Raw genomic sequence first — 23,364 nt, 5'->3', positions numbered from 1 at the left:
ATCTGTGGCGAGGGAGCTTGCTCCCGCTGGGCCGCGAAGCGGCCCCAACAGGGTTTGGCAGGTGTGTCAGTTAAAATTCATGGGCGGGTTTTGGGGCTGCTGCGCAGCCCAGCGGGAGCAAGCTCCCTCGCCACAAGTGCAGCATTGCCCTGCTGCACCACCCAATCCACCACCTGCTTATTCAACTGATCCCCCGCCTGCCCAAACGCCGCCACTACCGCGGGCACTTTTGTATCGCCGACCGGCTGCTTCACCTCAAACCGCCGACTGGCAATAATCCGCTGATCACTGCCACGCACCAGACGCGCATCCAGGCGGATCACCACCTCCACCGCACTGCCATGGTACTCACTCTGAAACGCCTGCAACTGCCCGCCCAGCTCGTAATCGGCCTGCAGGTTGGTCTCGTCGGTACTCAGCAGCGTCACCCGCCCATCGCGCTGGAAACCGTCCATAAACCGATTTCGCAGCAACACCGGCGTCGGGTCGCTCCAGCGTGAGTTCGCGTAGCTGCTGATCAGGTCGCCGTTTGGCACTACGGCGATGCGCGGGCTGTCGAGAAACTCGCTGCTCTGCGGCTTGGACACCCGCAGCGACCAGCTCACCGGCGCGCCTTGGGTGCTGGTTGGCGCCGACGCCAGGCGATACACATCAGACGGATCCGGCTTGGGCAGGATCGAGCAGGCGCTGATCAGTACCAAGGCCAGCGGGGCGATTATTTGGTAAGCACGCTTCATGGCGTGAACTCCTTGTTCTTGTCGCTGCCCAGCAGGTAACCGCTGGGGTTGGCTTCGAGGCGGCGGGAGATGGCGCGCAGCGAACCGAGGGTTTCGCGCAGTTCGCGCACGGCCGGTGCCAGTTCGTTGAGGCCCTGCATGCCGCTGTTCACCGAGTCTTTGTTGTTGGTCAGCAAGGTGTTGATGGTCGTGGTGCTTTGTTCCAGCGACTTCATGGCCTGCTCGGCACTGCCGAAGGCTTGCTTGCCTTGGTCATTGAGCAAGCCGTTGGCATTGCGCATCAACGTGGTGGTTTGCTCCAGCGCGGCGCTCGCCTGCTTGCTCACCTGCATCAACTGTTGCATCACCACCTTGATATCACCGCGTTGGTCGGCAATGGCGCCGGTGGTTTGTTGCAAGTTGTCCAGGGTGTTGCTCAGGCGCTCGACGTTCTCCCGCGAGAACATGTGGTTGGCGTTGTGCAGCAGCAGGTTGATGCTGGTCATCAGGTCGTTGCTGTTATTGAGCAGGCGCGCAATGGGGGACGGCGAGGCGATAATTTCCGGCAGGTTGCCGTCCTTGCCCTTGAGTTCCGGGCTTTGCGGCGTACCACCGCTGAGCTGGATGATCGAGGTGCCAGTGATGCCGGTCAGTGCCAGCTTGGCCTGGGTGTCTTCCTTGATCGGTGTCTGCCCGGCCAAACGGATGCGCGCCAGTACCCGGCGCGGGTCTTTCGGGTCCAGGCGCAGGCTGGTGACATCGCCCACCTTGATCCCGCTGTATTGCACCGAACTGCCCTGGGACAGGCCGCTGACGGCCTCGTTGAACACCACCTCGTATTCCTGGAAGGCGCTATCGACGCTGGACTTGGCCAGCCACAGGCCGAACAGCATGGCGCCGACCACCACGATCACGCTGAACAGACCGATCATCACATGATGGGCTCGGGTTTCCATGTCATACCTCGTTAAGCGATTGAGCGGCATCCAATGCCGCGCGGCCACGGGGGCCGTGGAAATATTCGTGAATCCAGGCGTCGTCCGTTTCCGAGACGACATCGATGGCATCGGCCACCAGCACTTTCTTCTGCGCCAGCACCGCCACACGGTCGGTGATGGTGTAGAGCGTGTCGAGGTCGTGGGTGACCAGGAACACGCTCAAGCCCAGCGCATCGCGCAGGGTGAGGATCAGTTGGTCGAATTGCGCCGCGCCAATCGGGTCGAGGCCGGCGGTGGGTTCGTCCAGGAACAGAATGTCCGGGTCCAGGGCCAGGGCGCGTGCCAGGGCCGCGCGCTTGATCATGCCGCCGGACAGTGACGCCGGGTATTTATCCGCCGCCGACAAAGGCAGCCCCGCCAGGGCTAGCTTGACTGCCGCCAAGTGTTCGGCGTCGCGACGGCTGAGGCCGGCGTGTTCGATCAACGGCAGGGCGACGTTTTCGGTGACCGTCAGCGAGGAAAACAGCGCACCCTTCTGGAACAGCACGCCAAAGCGCCGTTCCACCAGCGAGCGTTCATGTTCCGACAAATTGGGCAGGTTCTTGCCGAATACCCGCACCTCACCTTCGCTGGGCCGCCGCAGGCCCACGATGCTGCGAAGCAGTACCGACTTGCCGCTGCCGGAGCCGCCGACCACCGCGAGGATCTCGCCTTTGTACAAATCCAGATCGAGGTTTTCGTGCACGCTCTGGCTGCCAAAGCGATTGCACAGGCCGCGCACTTCGATCACCGCCTCAGTGGGCGCACGGTGTAGACGACTCACCAGCCCATCTCCATAAAGAACATCGCGGCGACCGCATCCAGCACAATCACCACGAAAATAGACTGCACCACGCTGGAGGTGGTGTGCGCGCCGACCGATTCGGCGCTGCCGCTGACCTTGAAGCCTTCGAGGCAGCCAATCGCCGCGATCAGGAAGGCGAAAATCGGCGCTTTCACCATCCCCACCAAAAAGTGCTGCACGCCAATGTCCGATTGCAGCAGCGAGAGAAACATCGCCGGTGAAATATCCAGGGCGACGGCACACACCACGCCGCCGCCGACAATCCCCGAGAGCATCGCCAAAAATGTCAGCATCGGCAGCGACACCAGCAGCGCCATTACCCGTGGCAGCACCAACAGTTCCATCGGGTCCAGGCCCAGGGTACGGATCGCGTCGATTTCTTCGTTAGCCTTCATCGAGCCGATTTGCGCGGTAAAGGCGCTGGCCGTTCGGCCGGCGATCAGGATGGCGGTAAGCAATACGCCGAATTCTCGCAAGAAAGAAAACGCCACCAGGTCCACGGTAAAAATCGTCGCACCGAAGCTTTTGAGCACGGTGGCGCCGAGGAACGCCACCACGGCGCCCACCAGAAAGGTCAGCAACGCGACGATGGGCGCAGCGTCGAGGCCGGTTTGTTCGATATGCGCAACCATCGGTGTGATGCGCCAGCGCTTGGGGCGCAAAACGCCACGGGCGAAGGTTTCGAGGATCAGGCCGATAAAGCCCAGCAGTTTCATGCCGTCCTGCCATACCGTGTCGACAGCTCGACCGATACGCGCCAGCACTTGGATACCGGCGGCTTCTTCCGGCTCTTTGTCGGGTACGCAGAAATCGTTCAGGGAGCGGTAGACGGTTTTGAGCAGTGCCCGGTCGGCGGTAGACAAGCTGCAATCGGTCTGCTCGGCGGAATGCTCGATGCGCTCCGGGCCCAGCAACTCGACCAGCAGCGAGGCACCCGCGGTATCCAGGGCGCCGAGGCCATTGAGGTCGATGCGTGCACCGGCGTCGTATTGGCCGTCGAGCTTGTCGCTCAGCTTTTTAAGATTGGCGTAGTGGGCAAGCGTCCAGTCCCCCGTAATCCTGAGCAACGGGGGAACGCTGGAGGTGTCGAGGTGGGCTGCGCCGGCCGTGGTACGAGTGGTCATAAGCTCCGAGCTTGTTTGGCTATCCACAATTGCTACGTAATAGCACGATACGGCCTACTTTGGGTTGTCCGTTTGTGCTGGGTCAGTGACTTTAAAACGCAGCACGCCGATGACTTGCCCATCCTCCGTCAACACCTGCACCTGCCAGCGCCCGACCGCGTCGGCCGGGAAATTCTGCTTGTGGGTCCAGGCGCGATAGCCTTCCTTGCGTCCGCCATGGATATCCAGGGCGATGCGGTCGACCTCTTGGCCGTTGAATTTCCACACATGGTAAATCCGCTCATCCAGCCCGCGTGGCGCGTTGATCGCGGTGTAAGCGTACAGCCCGCCGCTGCGCAGTTGCGCGGCGGTGACTTCCTTGAGGTCATCGCCCGGTGTGCGGTCTTGCAGCTGGGTGCTGATCGCCACTTCGGTCATCCACAATGTGGCCGGCGGCACCCAGCTGCGCAGGAACCAACCGGCGCAGCCGATGGCGGCCGTCACCCCGAGCAGCATCGCCCAGCCTTTGACGCTGCGCAGCGGCAGGCTCGCGGCCAGGCTCGGGATCGACAGCGCCATGGCCACGCCGAGCGCCAATTTGTAACTCTCGGCGGTAGTCAGGTGCATGATGATGGGCAGTGCGGTGAGCAGTGCCGCGAACAAGGTCAGGGTGTGCAGCGCCAGGAACAGCGAGCGCTTGGGTGCCAGCCACTTGTAGTACAGCGGGTCGGTGATCGACACCAGCGCCGCCGCGCCGAGCAGGCCAGTGAATACGGATTGGCCGCTGTTCCAGGCGGTGGTGACGAAAAAGAACGGCAATACGAAGAACAGGCTTTCCTGGTGGATCATCTGGGTCGCGTAGCGCAGCAGCGGCTCGGGGATTTCGCGCTTGAAGACTTTGGCGAACAGCTGGGTAAAGCTGTTTTCCAGCATCAGCCACAGCCAGCTCACCAGCATGATCACCGCGATCCAGCTGGCCATGCCCTGCTGGCGGTCCACCAGGATGAAGCTGCACACACCGGATATGAAACCGCCGAGTGCGATCACCCCTGGATAGCGCTTGATCAGTTCGATAATGCGCTGGATAAGGGGCGGTAGATTTGGCATTGGCGATTCACAATTGGTGTAGGAAAAATCCCAGACAGAATAACGTCTTAGCCCTGTGTTCGGTGCCTCATTACGTGATCCGTTTGCGATAAAGGCGCACGCCGATCAACACACTGGCGATCAGCACGAGTACACCGGCACCGATCCAGCTCAGGGCGTCATAGCTCAGCAAGGGTTTTTCGATGCGCCAGTAGCCCTTCTGGTTAAACACCTCGCGCATGGCCTGGTTGGTTTGCGCCAGGTTGACGGCCTTGATGCGCTTGGCCGGGTCGCTGATATGGCCATCGGCATAGTCGCCGGCAGCGCTCCAGTAATAGTCGGCTAGCGCGCTGTTACCCTGCACCGCCCAGGCTTGGCGCGCGATGGCAGCTTGCTGCAGGCGGGCGAATACCGCTGGGTCGAGGCCGTCCTTGAGCAGTTGTGCCGTGAGGTTCTGCAACACCTGTTCAGCCTCAGGGAGTTTGTCGCGCTCAAGGTCGGCATTCAGGCTGAGGAAGCCGACGCCGCCGAGCACTTCGCGCTCACTCCATGGGCCGTAGGACAAACCGTGCTTGAGGCGCAGCTGACGGTACAGCGCCCAGTCGAGGTAGTCCTTGAGCAAATCGTAGGTTTCATCGTGTTGGTCGTCCAAAACCGGTTCGGGGAACAGCCAGTGCAGTTTGGCGCTGTCACCAACCCAGCCGTGGATAAGGTCGCGATGGCTGGCGGCGGTGTGCTGGATTTCCGGCAGCGGCCGGTGCTCGGTGGGTTCGACCGGATCAAGTTGACCGTAAGTGCGCTCCAGGTACGCCGGAAGCAGTTTGTCGAGGTCGCCGACGATAATCAGGGTCATGTTGTTGGGCGCGTACCAATGTGTGCGCAGGGTTTGCAATTGATCACGGGTCAGTTGGCTGACTTCGGCACGTTCGGCGCATTTGAGCCCCAGTTCGACGGCCAATTGGTTGCTGGCGGTGTGACCCAGGTCCTGGCGGTCGAGCAAGCGTTGCAGGTGCGAGTAATGGCCGCCGTCTTCGCGCTCGACCACTTTTTTGGCGGCATTGATGTTCGCGTCGGTCAGTTCGGTGCGGGTGAGGATCGCCAGTAACAGGTCCAGCACCTTGCGCTGGTTTTGCGCGGGTGCCTCGATCACAAAGGTGGTATCGGCATTGCTGGTGTAGGCGTTCCATTCGCCGCCGAGGGCTTGCATGCGGTCCTCAAGGTCGCCTTCACCACCGCCGTCGATGCCGCTGAACAGCAAGTGTTCGAGCAGGTGCGGCAGTTCTTTTTCGTCGCAGGGAAAGTCATCCAGGCCTACGCCGACCACCAGGCGGATCGCCACGTGCCCACGCTCGGTGCCTGGCTTGAGCAGCAATTGCAGGCCGTTGGGCAAGCTGTAGCCTTCGACTTGCAGGCGGTCGAAGGCAAAGGTGTGTGCCGAGCCCATGAGCAGGCAGGCAAGTAACAGGCGACGCATAACAAGCTTCCTGGCGGGTGAGGTCCATTGTTAACTGACTTCACGGGCCATCGTATGTTCAGGGCGAATGAGTGATGTCGGCAATATCTTCGGCAGAGAGTGCGCCGGTGTCTGAGGTTTCCAACACTACATAAGCACTGCTGCAAAACAACGAGTTCAGGCGTTTCATGTCGGCAATCAGCTCCAGGTGCAGGGAACTGGTCTCCATGCTCTGTACGATTTTACGCTGCAGACGGCTGACGTGGGCGTGGGCCAGGCGGCGCTCCTGGGCGCGGAAACGGCGCTTTTCACGCAGCAGTTGGCGGGCGCTTTCGGGGTCGGCGCTGAGAAACACCGACAGGCCCAAGCGCAGGTTGGCAATCAACTGGCTGTGCAGGCCGGTGAGTTCTTCCAGGCCGACTTCGGAGAACTGTCGGCGCTGTGAGGTTTTCTGCTGCTGGACTTTGCGCAGCATACGTTCGATCAGGTCGCCGGCCAGCTTGAGGTTGATCGACAGCTCGATGATCTCCGCCCAGCGGCGGCTGTCCTGTTCACTGAGGTCTTCGCGGGGCATTTGCGCCAGGTAAAGCTTGATCGCGCTGTAGAGGGCCTCGACGTCATCGCTGAGGCTGCGCATTTCCTGGGTAATGGCGGTTTGCTTGCCACGCAGTACTTCGAGCATGGCGGTGAGCATGTTGTCGATCAGGTCGCCCAGGCGCAGGGTCTCGCGAGCGGCGTTGGCCAGCGCCAGGCTTGGGGTGGCGAGCGAGGCCAGGTCCAGGTGACGTGGCCTGGCTTTGCCGTTGGTCTCCTGTTGTTCCGGCAGCAACCAGGCGCACAGGCGCGCCATTGGCCCGATGGTGGGCAGCAGGATCAGGCAGCGCGTGGTGTTGTAGAGCACATGGAAGGTGATGACCATGCCTTGGGCGCTGTAGTCCAAACCATCCATCCAGCGTACGAGAGGGTCGAGCACCGGAATAATCAGCAACAGGCCGATCAGTTTGTACAACAAGCTGCCCAGCGCGACCTGGCGGCCGGCAGCGTTCTGCATGTTGGTGCTGAGGAAGGCCAGCACACCACTGCCGATGTTGGCGCCGATCACCAGGCCGATGGCCACGTGCAAGCCGATCACACCGGCACCGGCCAGGGTGGCGGTCAGCAGTACGGCGGCCAGGCTGGAGTAGGAAATCATCGCAAACAGCGCGCCGACCAAGGCATCCAGCAGAATATCGCCGGTCAGCGAGGCAAAGATAACTTTGACGCCTTGGGCATGGGTAATCGGCCCGGCGGCTTCGACGATCAGTTGCAGGGCCAGAATGATCAGGCCCAGGCCGATACCGACGCGGCCCATCTGCCCTGCCCGTGTCTGTTTACGCGAGAGGAAGAAAATCACCCCAAGAAAAATCAGCAGTGGCGACAGCCAGGACAGGTCGAAGGTCAGTACCCGCGCCATCAACGCCGTACCGACGTCGGCACCGAGCATGGTCGCCAGCGCCGGCATAAGGCCCATCAAGCCCTGGCCGACAAACGACGTCACCAGCATCGCCGTGGCGTTGCTGCTTTGCACCATGGCCGTCACCAGGATACCGGCGATAAACGCCAGCCAGCGCTTGGACATGTTCTGCCCGATGACTTGGCGCAAGTTGGAACCGTAGACCCGCAAGATGCCGGTACGGACGATGTGCGTGCCCCAGATAAGCAGGGTCACGGCGGAAAGCAGATTGAGCAAGGTCAGCATGCTCGGCCCCCCGTGTGGGTGTGCTCCAGAAAGAGCAAATGAGAATTGCCGCGTGCCGTTCTACGTCTTGTACTTAAGCTGTAGTTGGCGAATGGGCTCTGCGCCAGCATCGCATAGCTAAAGTGGGGATTGAAACAAAACTGTCATGAAGATCGTTCCCACGCTCTGCGTGGGAATGCATCCCGTGACGCTCTGCGTCGCTTTGAGGGCGGACGCGGAGCGTCCTGAGGCGGCATTCCCACGCGGAGCGTGGGAACGATCAACAACGATCAACAGCAGCGGGTCAGGTTTATTGACCCGGAATGTCCTTGCGCAGTTTCACAGGATCCTGCTGTTTCTTCTTTTTCGCGATAGCGGTACGCATCTTGATGTTTACCGCTTCTACTGCCAGCGAGAACGCCATGGCGAAGTAGACGTAGCCTTTTGGCACATGCACGTCGAAGGATTCGGCGATCAGCACCGTACCCACCACCAGCAGGAACGACAGCGCCAGCATCTTCAGCGACGGGTGCTTGTCGATGAATTCGCTGATGGTGCCCGCAGCCAGCATCATCACCAGTACGGCTACCACGATCGCAGCGACCATGACCGGCACATGGGAAACCATGCCGACCGCAGTGATCACCGAGTCCAGGGAGAACACGATGTCGATGATCGCGATCTGGATGATGGTGTAGATGAACTTGCCACCCTTGCCGCCCGGCTCATCGTGGGTTTCGTCTTCACCTTCGAGGGCGTGGTACATCTCTTGGGAGCTTTTCCACAGCAGGAACAGGCCACCGAAGAACAGGATCAGGTCGCGACCGGAGATGCCCTGGCCGAAGACCACGAACAGGTCGGCGGTGAGTTGCATGACCCAGGTGATCGACAGCAGCAACAGGATTCGCGTGACCATGGCCAGGGCCAGGCCGAAGATCCGGGTGCGCGCCTGCATATGCTTGGGCATGCGGCTGACCAGGATCGAAATCATGATGATGTTATCGATACCCAGGACGATCTCGAGGGCCGTCAGGGTGAAGAAGGCAATCCAGATTTCCGGATTGGTCAGCCATTCCATGTGTATTCCTTTGAGCAAATGTGAAACCGCGCAAGCTGCAGCGCCGCGCGGTCAGGTCGTTACGATTATAGAGTGCTGAACAGCGGAAAAATCCCCATCAGCAAAGCGGCGAACATTATGCACAGGCACACCAGCACTGCCCACTTGAGGGTAAAGCGTTGGTGATCGCCAAACTCGATCCCGGCCAGGGCCACCAGCAGGTAAGTCGATGGTACCAGCGGGCTGAGCAAATGTACGGGTTGGCCAACGATGGACGCACGGGCCATTTCCACAGCGGTGATACCGTAATGACTGGCCGCTTCGGCGAGCACAGGCAGTACGCCGTAGTAGAACGCGTCGTTGGACATGAAGAACGTGAACGGCATGCTTACCAGCGCGGTGATCACTGCGAGGTACGGGCCCAGCGCTTCCGGGATAACCGCCAGCAAGCTCTTGGACATGGCATCAACCATGCCGGTACCGGACAGAATGCCGGTGAAGATGCCCGCGGCGAAGATGAGCCCGACGACTGCCAGCACGCTGCCGGCGTGGGCGGCGACGCGGTCTTTCTGCTGTTGCAGGCACGGGTAGTTGACGATCATCGCGATACTGAACGCCACCATGAACAGCACTGGCAGCGGCAACAGGCCGGCAATCAGGGTGCACATCAGCGCGAAGGTCAGTGCGCCGTTGAACCAGATCAGCTTGGGGCGACGGGCGTCCGGGAATTGCGACACGCTGATCTCGCTGTGATCGATCTCGTCGCCCTGCAGGTGCAGTTCACCCAGGCGGGCACGTTCGCGTTTGCCGTACATGTAGGCAATCACCAGGATCGCCACGACGCCGACAGCCATGGCCGGGATCATCGGTACGAAGATGTCCGACGGGTCTACATGCAAAGCACTCGCGGCGCGGGCAGTCGGGCCGCCCCACGGCGTCATGTTCATCACGCCGCCGGCGAGGATGATCAAGCCGGCCATGATCCGCGGGCTCATGCCGATGCGCTGGTACAGCGGCAGCATGGCGGCCACGCAGATCATGTAAGTGGTGGCGCCGTCACCGTCCAGGGACACCACCAGGGCAAGCACGGCGGTACCGACCGAAACTTTCAGCGGGTCGCCCTTGACCATCTTGAGGATCTTGCGCACGGCCGGGTCGAACAGGCCGGAGTCGATCATCAGGGCAAAGTAGAGAATGGCGAACATCAGCATTACGCCGGTCGGCGCAAGCTTGGTGATGCCCGCAAGCATCATCGGGCCGATCTCGGGGGCAAAACCACCAAACAGGGCGAACAGGATTGGCACAATGATCAAGGCAATCAGCGCGGACAGGCGCTTGGTCATGATCAGGTACATGAACGTGATGACCATGGCGAAGCCAAGGAAAGTCAGCATAGGAATACTCCGGGCGTAGCGCGGCTAGGGAATGGCGAACCGGGTTGGGGTCAGCGCAGTACGAAAGGCACGTAGCGTACGAGTGGAGTTGGAGCGAACAGGCGGGTAGTAGCGGACATCAGGAATCACCATTGTTGTTGTTTACAGCCGGTCTGTTGCCGGCAGTGGGGGCGATCCTAGACGGGGAAGCTTTCAGCCAGCTTTCGCTGTGTAAGTCAGATGATGGAAGGTTTGTAGGAATTTTCTTTAAGGTGACTCAGGGCAGCTCCAAACCGCCTGAGGCTTTGTGCAAGGCGCGCAGGTGCTCGCCCATCTGCTTGAGGTTGGCTTCGCAGGCGGCAATCTCGTCGGCGCGTGAGGGGTCCAGCAGCGCCCTCACCTCTTTATCCAGATCGCCGGTCAACGATTGCAGTTGCTTCTGGCGCTCGGCGCTTTCCGATTCCAGGCGTTTGGCTTCCGAAGGTTGCGGCAGGCCGTAGCCGCCGCTGTCGAGCAATTCCGCCGGGCGGCTTAGAAAACCGCTGTTGGCGAGGATCTGTTGCAGTGTGTTGTTGGCTTTTTCCATGCCGCCGTTTTTCAGCTCACGGGCATTGAGGTAGCGCTGCTTGACTTCGTCCTGGGCCAGCATCAGTTGTTTGCGATAGCTGGCTTGTTCCAGCAGCAGCAGCGCGGCGCTGGTGCGCAGGTCGGCCTGGATGAACCACTGGCGGCGTTCTGCGGCACTGAGGGCGAGCCAGTCTTCGACTTGGGTCTGCTTGATCGGCAGGTGTTTGCGCAGCACGTCGAACATCGCCTGGTAGCGCTCGCGGAACGAGTCGAAGTGATAACCCAGGCGCAAGGCTTCGCGCTTGTCGTCTAGCACACTGGTATCAGCCAGGCCGCGGGCACTGAGCACCTCGAGCAAGCCGTTGGGGGTGATGTTGTCCAGGCCGGTCAGTTGCGGGTTGGCGCTGCCGCTGCGTAGCAGCTTGAGGCTCTCCACCGCGCAGTTGTTGGAGATAAAAAAGTAATTGCCGTCGTAGCTCCAGTGCATCTCGGCGGCATGTTCGACGGTGTCGTTGATCTCTTGGCGGGTGAGCTTGAGCGGCACCGAGGCCAGGCCGCGCAGTTCAGTCTTGGTGTATTCGTCGATCACCTGCGCCAACGGCAGCACAAACAGCCGTGACGGGTACTTGCCCACCAGCCCATCCCAGCTCGAGAGCTGTACGTCACCGACGAAAGCGCGGTAAGACAATACCAAGTGCTGGTCCAGGTCCAATCGGCAATCCGGGCCACGCGGGCGGCCGGGTGCGCAGATCACCAGGCGCAACATGCTGTGGCCCCAGCGGCTCACCAGATTTTGGTTGGCCTCGGCCAGCAAGTAGTCGATTTCATAAACGCGCTCCGGGTCGATCTGGCCCAGCGGCGTTTTGGCGAAGTCATTGCCGGCGTTCAGGAACGCGTAGGTCTTGGCGCAGGTGTCTTGTTCGGGCGGTGCCCAGCCGAAGTGTTCCTTGTAATAGCGAAACAGCGCGGGGCGACGGCAGGCATAGCTCGGGTCAAGTAGGAAATACTCCATATTGACCGCCACGAACTCCAGCGGGCTGGTGGTTTCGTAGATATCGGGGCTGCGGGCGACCTGGTGGTTATGTTGCTCGCGCTCGCCGCGACGGCCCACGTATTGGGGCCAGCCGGCAATGTCCAGCAGGCGCGGGTCGTCACTCAGGGTGAAACGACGGTCGTTCTGGCCACGGCATTGATCGGGCAGGCCGATCAGGCCGGTGATGTTGTTCTGACGGCTGCAGCGTTGGATCAGGCGGCGCTCGTCTGTGGACCACAAGCGCGCACGGTCATAGATGTGGGTCAGCTCATGCAGCACGGTGGCGAGCATTTCGCGGCGCACAGTGCCATGGGGGCGATTGGTCTTCTGGGTGGCGGCGCTGCCGTCGGTGAGGCTGGCGAGCAGGTTGCTGTTGAGGTCCAGTTCGGACACCAGAGAAGCCTGGCCATAGGCGTTTTCAGGCATCTTGTCGGTCCAGCCGACATCAATACGCCGGTCCAACTGCTCGATAAAGCGCGGCGGCAGAGCGCGCATCGCTTCGTCGAGCAACGCCTGGCTGGCCTGCTGTTCGGCCGGGCTCAAGCCATCGGTCTTGAGCCGCAGTTGCAGGCTGGCCTGGGCTGTGCCTGCACAGAGCAGCACAGTCCCGGCCAGTAGCCAGGCGAACAGGCGCCTCACAGAGCGAGGATAGCTTCGGCGAGGGTCTGGTCACTGGCGTCGCGGGCTTCCGGTACGCGGGTGCGCAGGGTATCGAAGGCTGCTTCCAATTGTGCGCCGCGGATTTCGCCGTTGGAGGCGACGAAGCTGGCAGCGTCATCGTGGGCTTCGCGCACGATTTTGGAGTCGCGGATGGAAGTGGTGGTGTCCGAAGTGAAATCAATGGTGCGCGCCGAGGCACGCACGATGATGTTACTGGTGGCTTTCAGGGTTTGCGCGTGGGCGACATCGGCCAACAACAGCAGGCCCAGAGCGGCGGCGATCAGCGGGCTACGCATGGAATGACTCCGAAATACAAAGATAGAAATATACGATGATTATTGGACGAGAATTGCCTGCGCCAGTTCAAGGTCGCTGACATGAAGTTTTGGCTGGGTTCGGCGCAGATACTCCAGCGCAGATTCCAGACGAGCTCCCCGCCATTGGCCGTCAGTGGCGATAAAAGCGGCAGCGTCATCCTGGGCGGCCAGTATCAATTTTCTGTCAAAGGGCGCTGACGTCACCTTGCTGGTGGCGTAGGCACTGATGACGGTGCTCTGGGTGGACACATCAAAGGCCGAAGCCAAGGGTGACCAGCAGGCGGAAAACAACACGGGAACAATCAACAGGCGGTATGAAAAAGCCATGGGACTCGACAACTGAAAGCGAGCGCCAAGGCTAGCGCAACGCCCGGGCGAGAGCCAGTGCTGACACATTTGGTAGCGGCTGGCGCGCCCTGGCGTTTACCGGATCATCAGATGGCCAGAATCGCCTGGGCCAGTTGTGCGTCGGTCGCTGTGTTCAGTTGTGGGGCTTGTTGGCGGATCTGGGCCAGGGCGCTTTCCAGTTTCACACCACGAATGGCGCCTTCGCTGGCAACAAAGCTGGCAGCGTCGTCACGGGCGGCTTGCACGACTTTGTTGTCACGCAGGGACGACGTGGCATCGGAGCTGGCATCGGAAGTGGCTTTGAGGGCGCCGACGATCGAGTCGGTGGTCACGATAAGGCTGCTCGCGTTGGCGTTGGCGGCCAGGGCCAACAGGGTGGCAGCACTCAGCAGGCGAAGACGGGACATGGAAAAACTCCTGTAGAAGATCAAATAAAAGCGGCGCAAAGCGGCCACTGTGAAACGGACATTGCTGCGGATTAAGCATCAGACGTCCGCTCTACAAGGTTCGCCACGTAATAACGGGATCTTAAGCTGCCGCTTATCCGTTCGGAAAGCCTCTATCTGCCTAGTCACGCCAGAAAGGTTTGGACAGCTCGGCAGTACGGTCGCCCTGGCTGATGCCGGCGTCGGCTAATTCACGTGGGTCAAGTTGCGCAAGTTGGCGGCGTTCATGGGCCTGCCGCGCCCATCTGCCCAGGGCGCAAGCCATTCGAATGATCAACTGTTTGTAACGTGAGGTCTGTGTGTTCATGACGGCGGCCTTCCATGAGGTCTTGGAACACCATCTTGGGCGGCCAGCTTTTACCAATACAGATACACCAAAGTTAAATTGTACCGTCTAATTGTTATGTTATTTAAACTGTACTGGTCCTTATCTCTGGGGTCTGTTTTAGCCGTGTAAAGTTTGAAACCCGGAAACAACAAAGCCCGCCTCCGGTTTCCCGGGGCGGGCTTTGTTTTGTTAAATCAGGGTGCTGGCGGTGGACCCGGCGGGTCAGGGCCAGCGGGCGCCAATTAGCGCCAGAACGGCTTGCTCAGCTCTTCGTAGCGTTGAGCTTCGCTGATACCGGCGTCAGCCAGCAGACGCGAATCCAGACGAGCCAGTTGATGGCGGCTGGAGATGCGGCGCTGCCACAACATCAGGTTGGCGAGAACGCGCAAAGGCAGGGAAGCCTGGGTGTTTACAGCTTTTTCTTCGAAGAACAGATCGGAACTGAGTGTACGTTCCATGATGACATCCTTCCGCTTGTGGCGGGATTAGGTAGTGGTTTAACTGATGCCAATGATCCTCCTCCGACGCAAGACTCTCTAGATACAGTTCACCTGTATTGTGAGGGGCCAGTTAACTGTTTATAGCGGCTGTACTGTACGGAAATGGGGCAACTGTACCTGTCTGCACTTTATTGGTGCGAAATTGGCATTTGCGGTGGGGTTCGTAGGAGAATTCAATAGGAAATGACCGGTACAGCAGTACAGTTTTTTCAAAATGTACGGCTGTGGTCACCGAGCTGAACAAACTGTGTTTGCATCAGCTCGGATCTGTATCAATCAAGCCTTGAGCATATGCCCGGTTTCTTCCAGGTTGATGTGCCAACTCAGTGCTTCGCGCAGGATGTGCGGAGTATGCCCACCGATCGCGCAGGCAGCGTTGAAGTAACTGTTCAGCGCATCGCGGTAAGCCGGGTGCACGCAATTGTCGATGATCACCCGTGCGCGCTCGCGTGGCGCCAGGCCACGCAGGTCAGCGAGGCCAACCTCGGTCACCAGAATGTCCACGTCATGCTCGGTATGGTCCACATGGCTGACCATCGGCACCACGCTGGAGATCGCGCCGCCCTTGGCAATCGACTTGGTGACGAAAATCGCCAGGTGCGCGTTACGCGCGAAGTCTCCGGAGCCGCCAATCCCATTCATCATCCGCGTGCCGCAGACGTGGGTGGAGTTGACGTTGCCGTAGATGTCGAACTCAAGCGCAGTGTTGATACCGATAATGCCCAGGCGCCGAACCACTTCAGGGTGGTTGGAGATTTCCTGTGGGCGCAGTACCAGCTTGTCCTTGTAGTGTTCCAGGTTACCGAACACGTCGGCGTTGCGTCGCTCCGACAAGGTGATGGAGCTGCCGGAAGCAAAGCTCAGCTTGCCCGCATCGATCAGGTCGAAGGTCGAGTCCTGCAACACTTCCGAATACATGGTCAGGTCTTCGAATGGCGATTCGATCAGGCCGCACATCACCGCGTTGGCGATGTTGCCGATCCCGGCCTGTAGCGGGCCGAGCTTGTTGGTCATGCGCCCGGCGTCGACTTCCTGCTTGAGGAAGTTGATCAGGTGGTTAGCGATGCCTTGGGTGTCGGCGTCCGGTGGTGTCACGGTTGAGGCGGAGTCGGCCTGATTGGTGATCACGATGGCGACGATTTTTTCCGGCGGGATCGGAATCGCGGTACTGCCGATGCGGTCGTCGACCTTGACCAGTGGGATTGGCGTGCGCGTTGGCCGGTAGGTCGGGATATAGATGTCGTGCAGCCCTTCCAGGTTCGGGTTGTGCGCCAGGTTGATCTCGACAATCACTTGTTTGGCGAAAATCGCAAAGCTGGCCGAGTTGCCCACGGAGGTGGTGGGCACGATGTGTCCTTGTTCGGTGATCGCGACGGCTTCGATCACGGCGATGTCCGGCAACTTGAGCTGGTTGTTGCGCAGTTGCTCGACGGTTTCCGACAGGTGCTGGTCGATAAACATCACTTGGCCTGCGTTGATCGCCTTGCGCAGTGTGCTGTCGACTTGAAACGGCATGCGGCGCGACAAAACGCCGGCCTCGGTCAGTTGCTTGTCCAAGTCATTGCCCAGGCTGGCACCGGTCATCAGGGTGATTTTCAGCGGCGAAGTCTTGGCGCGTTCGGCCAGGGCGTGGGGGACGGCCTTGGCTTCACCGGCACGGGTGAAGCCGCTCATGCCGACGGTCATGCCGTCCTCGATCAGTGCGGCGGCATCTGCCGCGCTCATGACCTTGTTCAACAACGAAGGCAAGCGGATACGATCACGGTACATGAATTGTTATCTCAGGCTACGGAAGCAAGGTGGGCAGTGTAGTGATTTCAAAAAAATTCGGCCCGCTACCATGGTCGAATGCCAGGCAGCGATTTAGAGCCTTTGGTCGGGTTTCACGTGAGTACAAAGCGGAACGCCGAGCATTCCCGGATGCATTCCCACGCAGAGCTTGGGAACAATAAAAAAACCCCAGCCTACTGGAGGCCAGGGTTTCGTGTATTGCGCTGGCGCAGTGTTATTCGACGGCTTTGACCATATCTTCGATGACTTTCTTGGCATCACCGAAGACCATCATGGTCTTGTCCAGGTAGAACAGCTCGTTATCCAGACCGGCGTAGCCGCTGGCCATCGAGCGCTTGTTGACGATGATGGTCTTGGCCTTGAATGCCTCAAGGATCGGCATACCGGCAATCGGTGAGTTAGGGTCGTTCTTGGCGGCCGGGTTGACCACGTCGTTGGCGCCCAACACCAGCACCACGTCGGCCTGGCCGAACTCGGAGTTGATGTCTTCCATCTCGAACACTTGGTCGTAAGGCACTTCCGCCTCGGCCAGCAACACGTTCATGTGCCCAGGCATACGGCCCGCTACCGGGTGGATCGCGTACTTCACGGTCACGCCACGGTGTGTCAGCTTTTCGGTCAGCTCTTTAAGGGCGTGTTGCGCCCGAGCGACTGCCAGGCCGTAGCCGGGAACGATGATCACGGTGTCGGCGTTGGTCAGCAGGAACGTGGCGTCGTCCGCCGAACCGGATTTCACCGGACGCGCTTCTTTGGAGCCTGCCGCTGCGCCGGCATCTGCTGTGTTGCCGAAGCCACCGAGCAGCACATTAAAGAAGGAGCGGTTCATTGCCTTGCACATGATGTACGACAGAATCGCGCCGCTGGAGCCCACCAGGGAGCCGGCGATGATCAGCATCGAGTTGTTCAGCGAGAAGCCGATGCCCGCCGCTGCCCAGCCGGAGTAGCTGTTGAGCATCGAGACAACCACCGGCATGTCGGCGCCGCCGATCGGGATGATGATCAGCACGCCCAGCACGAAAGCCAGGGCCAGCATCAACGCGAACGCAGTGAGGTTGCCGGTGAACATGAACGCCAGGCCCAGGCCCAGGGTTGCCAGGCCGAGCACCAGGTTCAGTTTGTGCTGGCCACCGAACTGTACCGGTGCGCCCTGGAACAGGCGGAACTTGTACTTGCCCGAGAGTTTGCCGAATGCGATCACCGAACCGGAGAAGGTAATTGCACCAATGGCTGCGCCGAGGAACAGTTCCAGGCGGTTGCCCGCAGGAATCGAGTCGCCCAGGTGTTTGACGATGCCCAAGGATTGCGGCTCGACCACGGCGGCAATCGCGATGAATACCGCCGCCAGGCCGATCATGCTGTGCATGAAGGCAACCAGCTCTGGCATCTTGGTCATTTCTACGCGCTTGGCCATGATCGAACCGGCGGTGCCGCCGATCAGCAGGCCGACGATCACGTAACCGATACCGGCTGTTGCAAGCTCAGCGCCGAGCTTGTAGATGAGGCCCACGGTCGTCAGCACCGCCAGCGCCATGCCGAGCATGCCGAACAGGTTGCCGCGTCGCGATGTGGTTGGGTGCGACAGGCCTTTGAGGGCCTGGATAAAGCAGATCGACGCGATCAAGTAGAGCGTCGTAACCAAATTCATGCTCATTACTTTGGCGCCTCTTCTTTTGCTTTCGGGGCTTTCTTCTTGAACATCTCCAGCATCCTGCGCGTGACCAGGAACCCGCCGAATACGTTAACCGCCGCCAAGGCCACGGCCAGGGTGCCCATGGTTTTACCCAGTGGTGTCACGGTGAGGGCTGCGGCGAGCATGGCGCCGACGATTACGATCGCAGAGATCGCGTTGGTCACCGCCATCAGTGGTGTGTGCAGCGCGGGTGTGACGTTCCAGACCACGTGGTAACCGACATAAATCGCCAGCACAAAGATGATCAGGTTGTAGATACCGGGGGAGATAAGCTCTTCCATCGTCTGAATCCCTGCTTAGGCGTTTTTGCGGATGACTTGGCCGTCGCGGCACATCAGGCACGCGGCGACGATGTCGTCTTCGAGGTTGATTTCAAACTGCCCTTCCTTGGTGAAGACCAGCTTCAGGAAGTCCAGCAGGTTGCGCGCATATAAAGCAGAAGCATCGGCGGCGACGGCACCGGCCAGGTTGGTCGGGCCGCAAATGGTCACGCCGTTTTCCACCACGACTTGGTCGGCGACGGTCAGCGGGCAGTTGCCACCCTGGGCGGCGGCGAGGTCGATGACCACCGAACCCGGCTTCATTTGTGCGACGGTTTCGGCACTGAGCAAGGTCGGGGCTTTGCGGCCCGGGATCAGCGCTGTAGTGATGACAATGTCCGCTTGTTTGGCGCGTTCATGCACGGCCAGGGCCTGGCGCTGCATCCAGCTCGATGGCATCGGGCGCGCGTAGCCGCCGACACCGACCGCGCATTCACGCTCTTCATCGGTTTCGTAGGGCACGTCGACGAACTTGGCGCCGAGGGACTCGATCTGCTCTTTTACGGCAGGGCGCACGTCAGACGCTTCGATCACGGCACCCAGGCGTTTCGCTGTAGCGATGGCTTGCAGGCCTGCGACACCCGCGCCGAGGATCAGCACGCGCGCGGCTTTGACGGTGCCGGCGGCAGTCATCAGCATCGGCATGAAGCGTGGGTAGTGATGGGCTGCCAGCAATACGGCTTTATAGCCGGCAATGTTGGCCTGTGACGACAGCACGTCGAGGCTTTGGGCTCGCGAGGTACGTGGCGCAGCTTCGAGCGCGAAGGCGGTAATGCCTCGCTCTGCCAGCTTGGCGATGGTTTCGTTGCTGAACGGGTTGAGCATGCCCACCAACACGGTGCCGCTTTTGATCAGCGTCAGTTCGCTGTCGCTGGGGGCAACCACCTTGAGAATCAGCTCGGCGCCAAACGCGTCGCTGGCGCTGCCAATGGTTGCGCCTGCCGTTTCATAGGCACTGTCGACGATGCTGGCGGTAATGCCTGCGCCGCTTTGTACAGTGACCTTATGGCCCTGGCCGATCAGCTTCTTGATGGTTTCCGGGGTGGCAGCCACCCGCGTTTCACCGGTCTGGGTTTCGAGAGGAACACCAATGTGCACGTCAAATCTCCTGCATGATCTTTTTGCTTTTGATCTTTTTGTAAAAAGGCCAGTGCACCGTGAGGGGCGCAGCTGGGGCGGCCGATCAGCACGATCCCGCTGAAATGACAGCGGGGCGCGGCATTTTGCAGGCGAACTTTACGGCCTTCAAGGGATTATGACGGGTGACGAAAAATTAACTACAAGTCACCCTGTGACTGATTGTCGCAACATGGCAAAATAACCTCTTTAAATACAGGTGTTTAAAGGGTTTTAGAGGGTTGTAGACGGTTTTCCTATCTTTGCCGTGAATGGTCGGGCATTGGCAGCTGATAGTCGCTACAAGCCTTGTCAGTCATGGCGTTAAGCTCATTTTTACACTGAGAGGTACAGTCTTTCAAAACACGACATATAGTTACATCTGTAGGCGCTTAATTTATTTGACTACAAGGTCAATAAAATGACCTTGTCCTTTAAATGCTGGGGTTATAGCGCTGTGACTGGTCGATCAGCCAATCTCTAAACGCGTGCAGCGACGCAGATTCGACTTTTCTTTCGGGAATCATCAGGTAGTAAGCCTTTGTGCTGCTCAGCGCTTCGAGGCTTGCGATCACCAGATGCTTCTCCTCCAGCTCGCGCTGGATGAGGAAAGGCGGAATCAGCGCGATCCCCATGTCATGCATGGCTGCCTGCGACAACATCGAGAATAGCTCGTAACGCGGGCCTGTCATGTCGCGAGGTATGTTCAGTTGTTGCGCGCTGAACCACTGGCGCCAGGCATATGGCCGAGTGGTTTGTTGCAGCAGTGGCAGTTGGGCGATCTCTTCCGGGCTGAAGTGGGCACGGCTGCCCAGTAAGCGCGGACTGCACACGGGAACGGGGTTTTCGCCCATTAGCCGGTGGGATTCGGTGCCCGACCAATCGGCATCGCCAAAGTAGATGGCGGCGTCGAACTCGGTGTCGGCAAACAGAAAAGGGCGCGTGCGGTTGGTGAGGTTGACCGTGACTTCCGGGTGTTGGTGCTGGAAGTCCTTGAGCCGTGGGATCAGCCATTGGGTGCCGAACGTTGGCACCACTGCCAGCTCGATGACATTCGCACCTTGCTGCCCCATGACCGACAAGGTATCGCGCTCTACGGCGTCCAGTTGCATGGCAACGCGACGGCTATACGACAGCCCCGCTTCCGTCAGCTTGACGCCCCGCCGTGAGCGTCGAAATAGCTCGACACTCAAAAACTCCTCCAGACTGGCGATCTGTCGACAGATGGCGCCTTGAGTGAGTGAAAGCTCGTGCGCCGCCTTGGTAAAGCTCTCGTGGCGGGCCGCTGCTTCAAAGCTGACCAGGGCGGTGGTGCTGGGAATTTTTCTGCGCATGTACGTTGTACTCACTCATAAAGCGCATTTGTGCGCTTCTAGCTCATTACGAAGTGAGAAATTAGCACAACCCTATGCATAAACCTCGTTTGCCCTCTGCGGTTGCTAGGCCTAGGCTGCATCCACGACTTCTGTTTTCTTCCCCGAGGACTTATTCATGGCTGGCAAGGCAAGCTTCAACTGGATCGATCCGCTGTTGCTGGATCAACAGCTCACCGAAGAAGAGCGCATGGTGCGCGACAGTGCTGAGCAATTCGCCCAGGACAAGCTGGCGCCGCGTGTGCTCGAAGCCTTTCGCCATGAAAAGACCGACCCTGCGATTTTTCGCGAGATGGGTGAAACCGGCCTGCTGGGCGCGATGATCCCTGAGCAGTACGGCGGCAGTGGCCTGAACTACGTGAGCTACGGGCTGATTGCCCGTGAGGTGGAGCGTGTCGACTCCGGTTATCGCTCAATGATGAGTGTGCAGTCGTCATTGGTGATGGTGCCGATCAACGAATTTGGCACCGAGGCGCAAAAGCAGAAGTACCTGCCAAAGCTGGCATCGGGCGAGTGGATCGGCTGTTTCGGCCTGACCGAGCCTAACCACGGTTCTGACCCGGGTGCGATGATTACCCGTGCACGTAAGGTCGATGGCGGCTACAGCCTGACCGGCGCCAAGATGTGGATCACCAACAGCCCGATCGCCGATGTGTTTGTGGTGTGGGGTAAGGACGATGCGGGTGATATCCGTGGTTTTGTCCTGGAGAAGGGGTGGAAGGGGCTGAGCGCTCCGGCGATTCACGGCAAGGTCGGCCTGCGGGCTTCGATTACCGGTGAGATCGTCATGGATAACGTGTTTGTACCCGAGGAGAACATCTTCCCGGATGTGCGCGGCCTGAAGGGGCCTTTCACTTGTCTTAACTCGGCACGCTATGGCATTTCCTGGGGGGCGCTGGGGGCTGCCGAGTTTTGCTGGCATACCGCTCGCCAGTACACCCTGGACCGTCAGCAGTTTGGGCGGCCCTTGGCGGCTACCCAACTGATCCAGAAGAAGCTGGCAGATATGCAGACCGAAATCACCCTGGCCTTGCAAGGCTGCCTGCGTTTGGGGCGCATGAAGGATGAAGGGACGGCGGCGGTTGAGATCACGTCGATCATGAAGCGCAACTCGTGTGGCAAGTCCCTGGATATCGCGCGCATGGCGCGGGACATGTTGGGCGGCAACGGTATTTCGGATGAGTTCGGGGTGGCGCGTCACCTGGTCAACCTGGAGGTGGTCAATACCTATGAGGGCACCCATGACGTGCACGCCTTGATTCTTGGGCGCGCGCAGACCGGTCTTCAAGCGTTCTATTAATAGGAGAACGGCATGGGTGCGCTTTCACATCTGCGGGTATTGGATTTGTCACGAGTGCTGGCCGGCCCGTGGTCCGGGCAGATCCTTGCAGACCTTGGGGCCGAGGTGATCAAGGTTGAGCGGCCGGGCAGTGGCGATGATACGCGGGCATGGGGGCCGCCCTTCCTTAAAGACGCCTATGGCGAGAACACCAGTGAGGCGGCGTATTACCTGTCGGCCAACCGTAACAAGGAGTCGGTGACCATCGACTTCACGCGCCCTGAGGGGCAGAAGTTGGTGCGCGACCTGGCGGCCAAGTCCGATATCCTGATCGAGAACTTCAAGGTGGGTGGTCTGGCGGCGTATGGGCTGGACTATGAGTCGCTCAAGGAAATCAATCCAGAGTTGATCTATTGCTCGATCACAGGCTTCGGCCAGACGGGGCCTTATGCGACGCGTGCAGGCTACGACTTTATGATCCAGGGGCTGGGTGGGCTTATGAGCCTGACCGGTCGGCCCGAGGGTGATGAGGGAGCTGGGCCGGTAAAGGTGGGCGTGGCGTTGACGGATATCCTGACGGGGCTGTACTCGACCGTGGCGATCCTGGCGGCGCTGGCTCATCGGGATCATGACGGCGGTGGGCAGCATATCGACATGGCGTTGCTGGATGTGCAGGTGGCGTGCCTGGCCAATCAGGCGATGAATTACCTGACGACGGGTATCGCGCCCAAGCGCCTGGGCAATGCTCACCCCAATATTGTGCCTTACCAGGACTTTCCCACGGCTGATGGCGACTTCATTCTGACGGTGGGTAATGACGGACAGTTTCGCAAGTTTGCTGAGGTGGCCGGGCAGCCGCAGTGGGCGGATGATCCGCGCTTCGCGACTAACAAGGTGCGGGTGGCTAACCGTGCGGAGCTGATTCCGCTGATTCGCCAGGCCACAGTGTTCAAGACGACGGCTGAGTGGGTGTCGCAGTTGGAGCAAGTAGGCGTGCCGTGTGGGCCGATCAATGATCTGGCGCAGGTGTTTGCCGACCCGCAGGTCAAGGCGCGTGGGTTGGCGATGGCGTTGCCGCATGCATTGGCGGGGATGGTGCCTCAGGTCGCCAGTCCGATGCGGTTGTCCAAGACACCGGTGGAATATCGTAATGCGCCTCCTCTATTGGGCGAGCATACGGTGCAGGTGCTGCAGGGGGTGTTGGGTCTGGATTCGGCGAATGTGGCTGCGCTGAAGGCTGCGGGCGTTATCTGAAGCTGCTCTTCTATATAAGTAGTTTGATCAAAGAGCGTTGGCCTGGTTGTTTTTT

The 23,364-nt window shown here is 59.9% G+C and carries 22 protein-coding genes; 2 read left to right on the top strand and 20 right to left on the bottom strand.

Going from position 1 to position 23,364, the window contains the following annotated elements; translation table 11 throughout:
* Positions 1-77: 77 nt before the first annotated feature.
* The 20 genes from AB4P96_RS01335 to AB4P96_RS01240 form a co-directional block, all read right to left on the bottom strand.
* The gene (locus AB4P96_RS01335) at positions 78-737 is read right to left on the bottom strand and encodes an ABC-type transport auxiliary lipoprotein family protein (protein WP_186618278.1); all 660 of its coding nucleotides are present in this window, start codon (positions 735-737) and stop codon (positions 78-80) included.
* On the bottom strand, positions 734-1,672 hold the full coding sequence (locus AB4P96_RS01330; RefSeq protein WP_017139077.1) for an MlaD family protein: 939 nt from the start codon (positions 1,670-1,672) through the stop codon (positions 734-736). The genes AB4P96_RS01335 and AB4P96_RS01330 overlap by 4 nt, the downstream gene beginning before the upstream one ends.
* 1 nt (position 1,673) lies before the next feature.
* Positions 1,674-2,477 (bottom strand): ABC transporter ATP-binding protein, encoded by an 804-nt coding sequence (locus tag AB4P96_RS01325; RefSeq protein WP_017139076.1) that lies wholly within the window; start codon positions 2,475-2,477, stop codon positions 1,674-1,676.
* Positions 2,474-3,622 carry an ABC transporter permease gene (locus tag AB4P96_RS01320; RefSeq protein ID WP_017139075.1) on the bottom strand — a complete coding sequence of 383 codons (1,149 nt, stop codon included), beginning with the start codon at positions 3,620-3,622 and terminating at the stop codon, positions 2,474-2,476. The genes AB4P96_RS01325 and AB4P96_RS01320 overlap by 4 nt, the downstream gene beginning before the upstream one ends.
* Positions 3,623-3,676: 54 nt before the next feature.
* Positions 3,677-4,708, bottom strand: a complete 1,032-nt coding sequence (locus AB4P96_RS01315) for a DUF5924 family protein (RefSeq protein ID WP_017139074.1) — start codon at positions 4,706-4,708, stop codon at positions 3,677-3,679.
* Between the two features lie 70 nt (positions 4,709-4,778).
* Positions 4,779-6,161, bottom strand: a complete 1,383-nt coding sequence (locus AB4P96_RS01310) for a pitrilysin family protein (protein WP_169987974.1) — start codon at positions 6,159-6,161, stop codon at positions 4,779-4,781.
* A gap of 58 nt (positions 6,162-6,219) precedes the next feature.
* Positions 6,220-7,878, bottom strand: coding sequence for a Na/Pi cotransporter family protein (locus AB4P96_RS01305; RefSeq protein WP_017139072.1), 1,659 nt, complete (start codon positions 7,876-7,878; stop codon positions 6,220-6,222).
* 289 nt (positions 7,879-8,167) lie between these two features.
* Complete coding sequence (locus tag AB4P96_RS01300; RefSeq protein WP_017139071.1) at positions 8,168-8,935, bottom strand: TerC family protein; 768 nt, start codon at positions 8,933-8,935, stop codon at positions 8,168-8,170.
* Between the two features lie 65 nt (positions 8,936-9,000).
* A complete protein-coding gene (locus AB4P96_RS01295; RefSeq protein WP_017139070.1) occupies positions 9,001-10,308 on the bottom strand; it encodes a CitMHS family transporter in 1,308 nt (435 codons plus the stop codon).
* Between the two features lie 256 nt (positions 10,309-10,564).
* Positions 10,565-12,526, bottom strand: coding sequence for a DUF4105 domain-containing protein (locus tag AB4P96_RS01290; protein ID WP_170040723.1), 1,962 nt, complete (start codon positions 12,524-12,526; stop codon positions 10,565-10,567).
* Positions 12,523-12,843: a DUF2388 domain-containing protein gene (locus AB4P96_RS01285; RefSeq protein WP_060756468.1), complete on the bottom strand. Its 321-nt coding sequence runs from the start codon at positions 12,841-12,843 to the stop codon at positions 12,523-12,525. Before AB4P96_RS01285 ends, AB4P96_RS01290 begins: the two co-directional genes overlap by 4 nt.
* Before the next feature lie 39 nt (positions 12,844-12,882).
* Positions 12,883-13,191, bottom strand: a complete 309-nt coding sequence (locus AB4P96_RS01280) for a DUF2388 domain-containing protein (RefSeq protein WP_099550155.1) — start codon at positions 13,189-13,191, stop codon at positions 12,883-12,885.
* Between the two features lie 107 nt (positions 13,192-13,298).
* Positions 13,299-13,619, bottom strand: a complete 321-nt coding sequence (locus tag AB4P96_RS01275; protein WP_017139066.1) for a DUF2388 domain-containing protein — start codon at positions 13,617-13,619, stop codon at positions 13,299-13,301.
* Positions 13,620-13,779: 160 nt separating this feature from the next.
* On the bottom strand, positions 13,780-13,965 hold the full coding sequence (locus tag AB4P96_RS01270) for a DUF1127 domain-containing protein (protein WP_017139065.1): 186 nt from the start codon (positions 13,963-13,965) through the stop codon (positions 13,780-13,782).
* Between the two features lie 263 nt (positions 13,966-14,228).
* The gene (locus tag AB4P96_RS01265; protein WP_003214752.1) at positions 14,229-14,444 is read right to left on the bottom strand and encodes a DUF1127 domain-containing protein; all 216 of its coding nucleotides are present in this window, start codon (positions 14,442-14,444) and stop codon (positions 14,229-14,231) included.
* Between the two features lie 318 nt (positions 14,445-14,762).
* Complete coding sequence (locus AB4P96_RS01260) at positions 14,763-16,256, bottom strand: acetyl-CoA hydrolase/transferase family protein (RefSeq protein ID WP_017139063.1); 1,494 nt, start codon at positions 16,254-16,256, stop codon at positions 14,763-14,765.
* 235 nt (positions 16,257-16,491) lie between these two features.
* Entirely contained in the window at positions 16,492-17,928 is a 1,437-nt protein-coding gene (locus AB4P96_RS01255; RefSeq protein WP_017139062.1) for an NAD(P)(+) transhydrogenase (Re/Si-specific) subunit beta, read from the bottom strand.
* Positions 17,928-18,248: an NAD(P) transhydrogenase subunit alpha gene (locus AB4P96_RS01250; protein ID WP_003220416.1), complete on the bottom strand. Its 321-nt coding sequence runs from the start codon at positions 18,246-18,248 to the stop codon at positions 17,928-17,930. The genes AB4P96_RS01255 and AB4P96_RS01250 overlap by 1 nt, the downstream gene beginning before the upstream one ends.
* A 15-nt stretch (positions 18,249-18,263) precedes the next feature.
* Entirely contained in the window at positions 18,264-19,385 is a 1,122-nt protein-coding gene (locus AB4P96_RS01245) for a Re/Si-specific NAD(P)(+) transhydrogenase subunit alpha (RefSeq protein WP_099550154.1), read from the bottom strand.
* A gap of 452 nt (positions 19,386-19,837) precedes the next feature.
* Complete coding sequence (locus tag AB4P96_RS01240; RefSeq protein WP_017139060.1) at positions 19,838-20,737, bottom strand: LysR family transcriptional regulator; 900 nt, start codon at positions 20,735-20,737, stop codon at positions 19,838-19,840.
* A gap of 157 nt (positions 20,738-20,894) precedes the next feature.
* Between AB4P96_RS01240 and AB4P96_RS01235 the strand changes: the two genes are divergently transcribed.
* Positions 20,895-22,076 (top strand): acyl-CoA dehydrogenase, encoded by a 1,182-nt coding sequence (locus AB4P96_RS01235; protein WP_003187423.1) that lies wholly within the window; start codon positions 20,895-20,897, stop codon positions 22,074-22,076.
* Positions 22,077-22,088: 12 nt separating this feature from the next.
* On the top strand, positions 22,089-23,309 hold the full coding sequence (locus AB4P96_RS01230; protein WP_099550152.1) for a CaiB/BaiF CoA-transferase family protein: 1,221 nt from the start codon (positions 22,089-22,091) through the stop codon (positions 23,307-23,309).
* Positions 23,310-23,364 lie beyond the last annotated feature (55 nt).

The sequence above is a fragment of the Pseudomonas sp. B19125 genome, from assembly GCF_044218855.1.
GTDB classification, from domain to species: Bacteria; Pseudomonadota; Gammaproteobacteria; order Pseudomonadales; family Pseudomonadaceae; genus Aquipseudomonas; species Aquipseudomonas edaphica.
This window is presented reverse-complemented; position numbering and strand designations above follow the sequence as displayed.

What these genes read in the sequence shown, in the direction of transcription:
- AB4P96_RS01235 (WP_003187423.1), top strand. Translation starts at nt 20,895, where the DNA reads ATGGCTGGCAAGGCAAGCTTCAACTGGATCGATCCGCTGTTGCTGGAT.
- AB4P96_RS01270 (WP_017139065.1), bottom strand. Translation starts at nt 13,965, where the DNA reads ATGAACACACAGACCTCACGTTACAAACAGTTGATCATTCGAATGGCT.
- AB4P96_RS01320 (WP_017139075.1), bottom strand. Translation starts at nt 3,622, where the DNA reads ATGACCACTCGTACCACGGCCGGCGCAGCCCACCTCGACACCTCCAGC.
- AB4P96_RS01260 (WP_017139063.1), bottom strand. Translation starts at nt 16,256, where the DNA reads ATGTACCGTGATCGTATCCGCTTGCCTTCGTTGTTGAACAAGGTCATG.
- AB4P96_RS01255 (WP_017139062.1), bottom strand. Translation starts at nt 17,928, where the DNA reads ATGAGCATGAATTTGGTTACGACGCTCTACTTGATCGCGTCGATCTGC.
- AB4P96_RS01250 (WP_003220416.1), bottom strand. Translation starts at nt 18,248, where the DNA reads ATGGAAGAGCTTATCTCCCCCGGTATCTACAACCTGATCATCTTTGTG.
- AB4P96_RS01330 (WP_017139077.1), bottom strand. Translation starts at nt 1,672, where the DNA reads ATGGAAACCCGAGCCCATCATGTGATGATCGGTCTGTTCAGCGTGATC.
- AB4P96_RS01285 (WP_060756468.1), bottom strand. Translation starts at nt 12,843, where the DNA reads ATGCGTAGCCCGCTGATCGCCGCCGCTCTGGGCCTGCTGTTGTTGGCC.
- AB4P96_RS01240 (WP_017139060.1), bottom strand. Translation starts at nt 20,737, where the DNA reads ATGCGCAGAAAAATTCCCAGCACCACCGCCCTGGTCAGCTTTGAAGCA.
- AB4P96_RS01265 (WP_003214752.1), bottom strand. Translation starts at nt 14,444, where the DNA reads ATGGAACGTACACTCAGTTCCGATCTGTTCTTCGAAGAAAAAGCTGTA.
- AB4P96_RS01300 (WP_017139071.1), bottom strand. Translation starts at nt 8,935, where the DNA reads ATGGAATGGCTGACCAATCCGGAAATCTGGATTGCCTTCTTCACCCTG.
- AB4P96_RS01280 (WP_099550155.1), bottom strand. Translation starts at nt 13,191, where the DNA reads ATGGCTTTTTCATACCGCCTGTTGATTGTTCCCGTGTTGTTTTCCGCC.
- AB4P96_RS01275 (WP_017139066.1), bottom strand. Translation starts at nt 13,619, where the DNA reads ATGTCCCGTCTTCGCCTGCTGAGTGCTGCCACCCTGTTGGCCCTGGCC.
- AB4P96_RS01310 (WP_169987974.1), bottom strand. Translation starts at nt 6,161, where the DNA reads ATGCGTCGCCTGTTACTTGCCTGCCTGCTCATGGGCTCGGCACACACC.
- AB4P96_RS01305 (WP_017139072.1), bottom strand. Translation starts at nt 7,878, where the DNA reads ATGCTGACCTTGCTCAATCTGCTTTCCGCCGTGACCCTGCTTATCTGG.
- AB4P96_RS01230 (WP_099550152.1), top strand. Translation starts at nt 22,089, where the DNA reads ATGGGTGCGCTTTCACATCTGCGGGTATTGGATTTGTCACGAGTGCTG.
- AB4P96_RS01335 (WP_186618278.1), bottom strand. Translation starts at nt 737, where the DNA reads ATGAAGCGTGCTTACCAAATAATCGCCCCGCTGGCCTTGGTACTGATC.
- AB4P96_RS01315 (WP_017139074.1), bottom strand. Translation starts at nt 4,708, where the DNA reads ATGCCAAATCTACCGCCCCTTATCCAGCGCATTATCGAACTGATCAAG.
- AB4P96_RS01295 (WP_017139070.1), bottom strand. Translation starts at nt 10,308, where the DNA reads ATGCTGACTTTCCTTGGCTTCGCCATGGTCATCACGTTCATGTACCTG.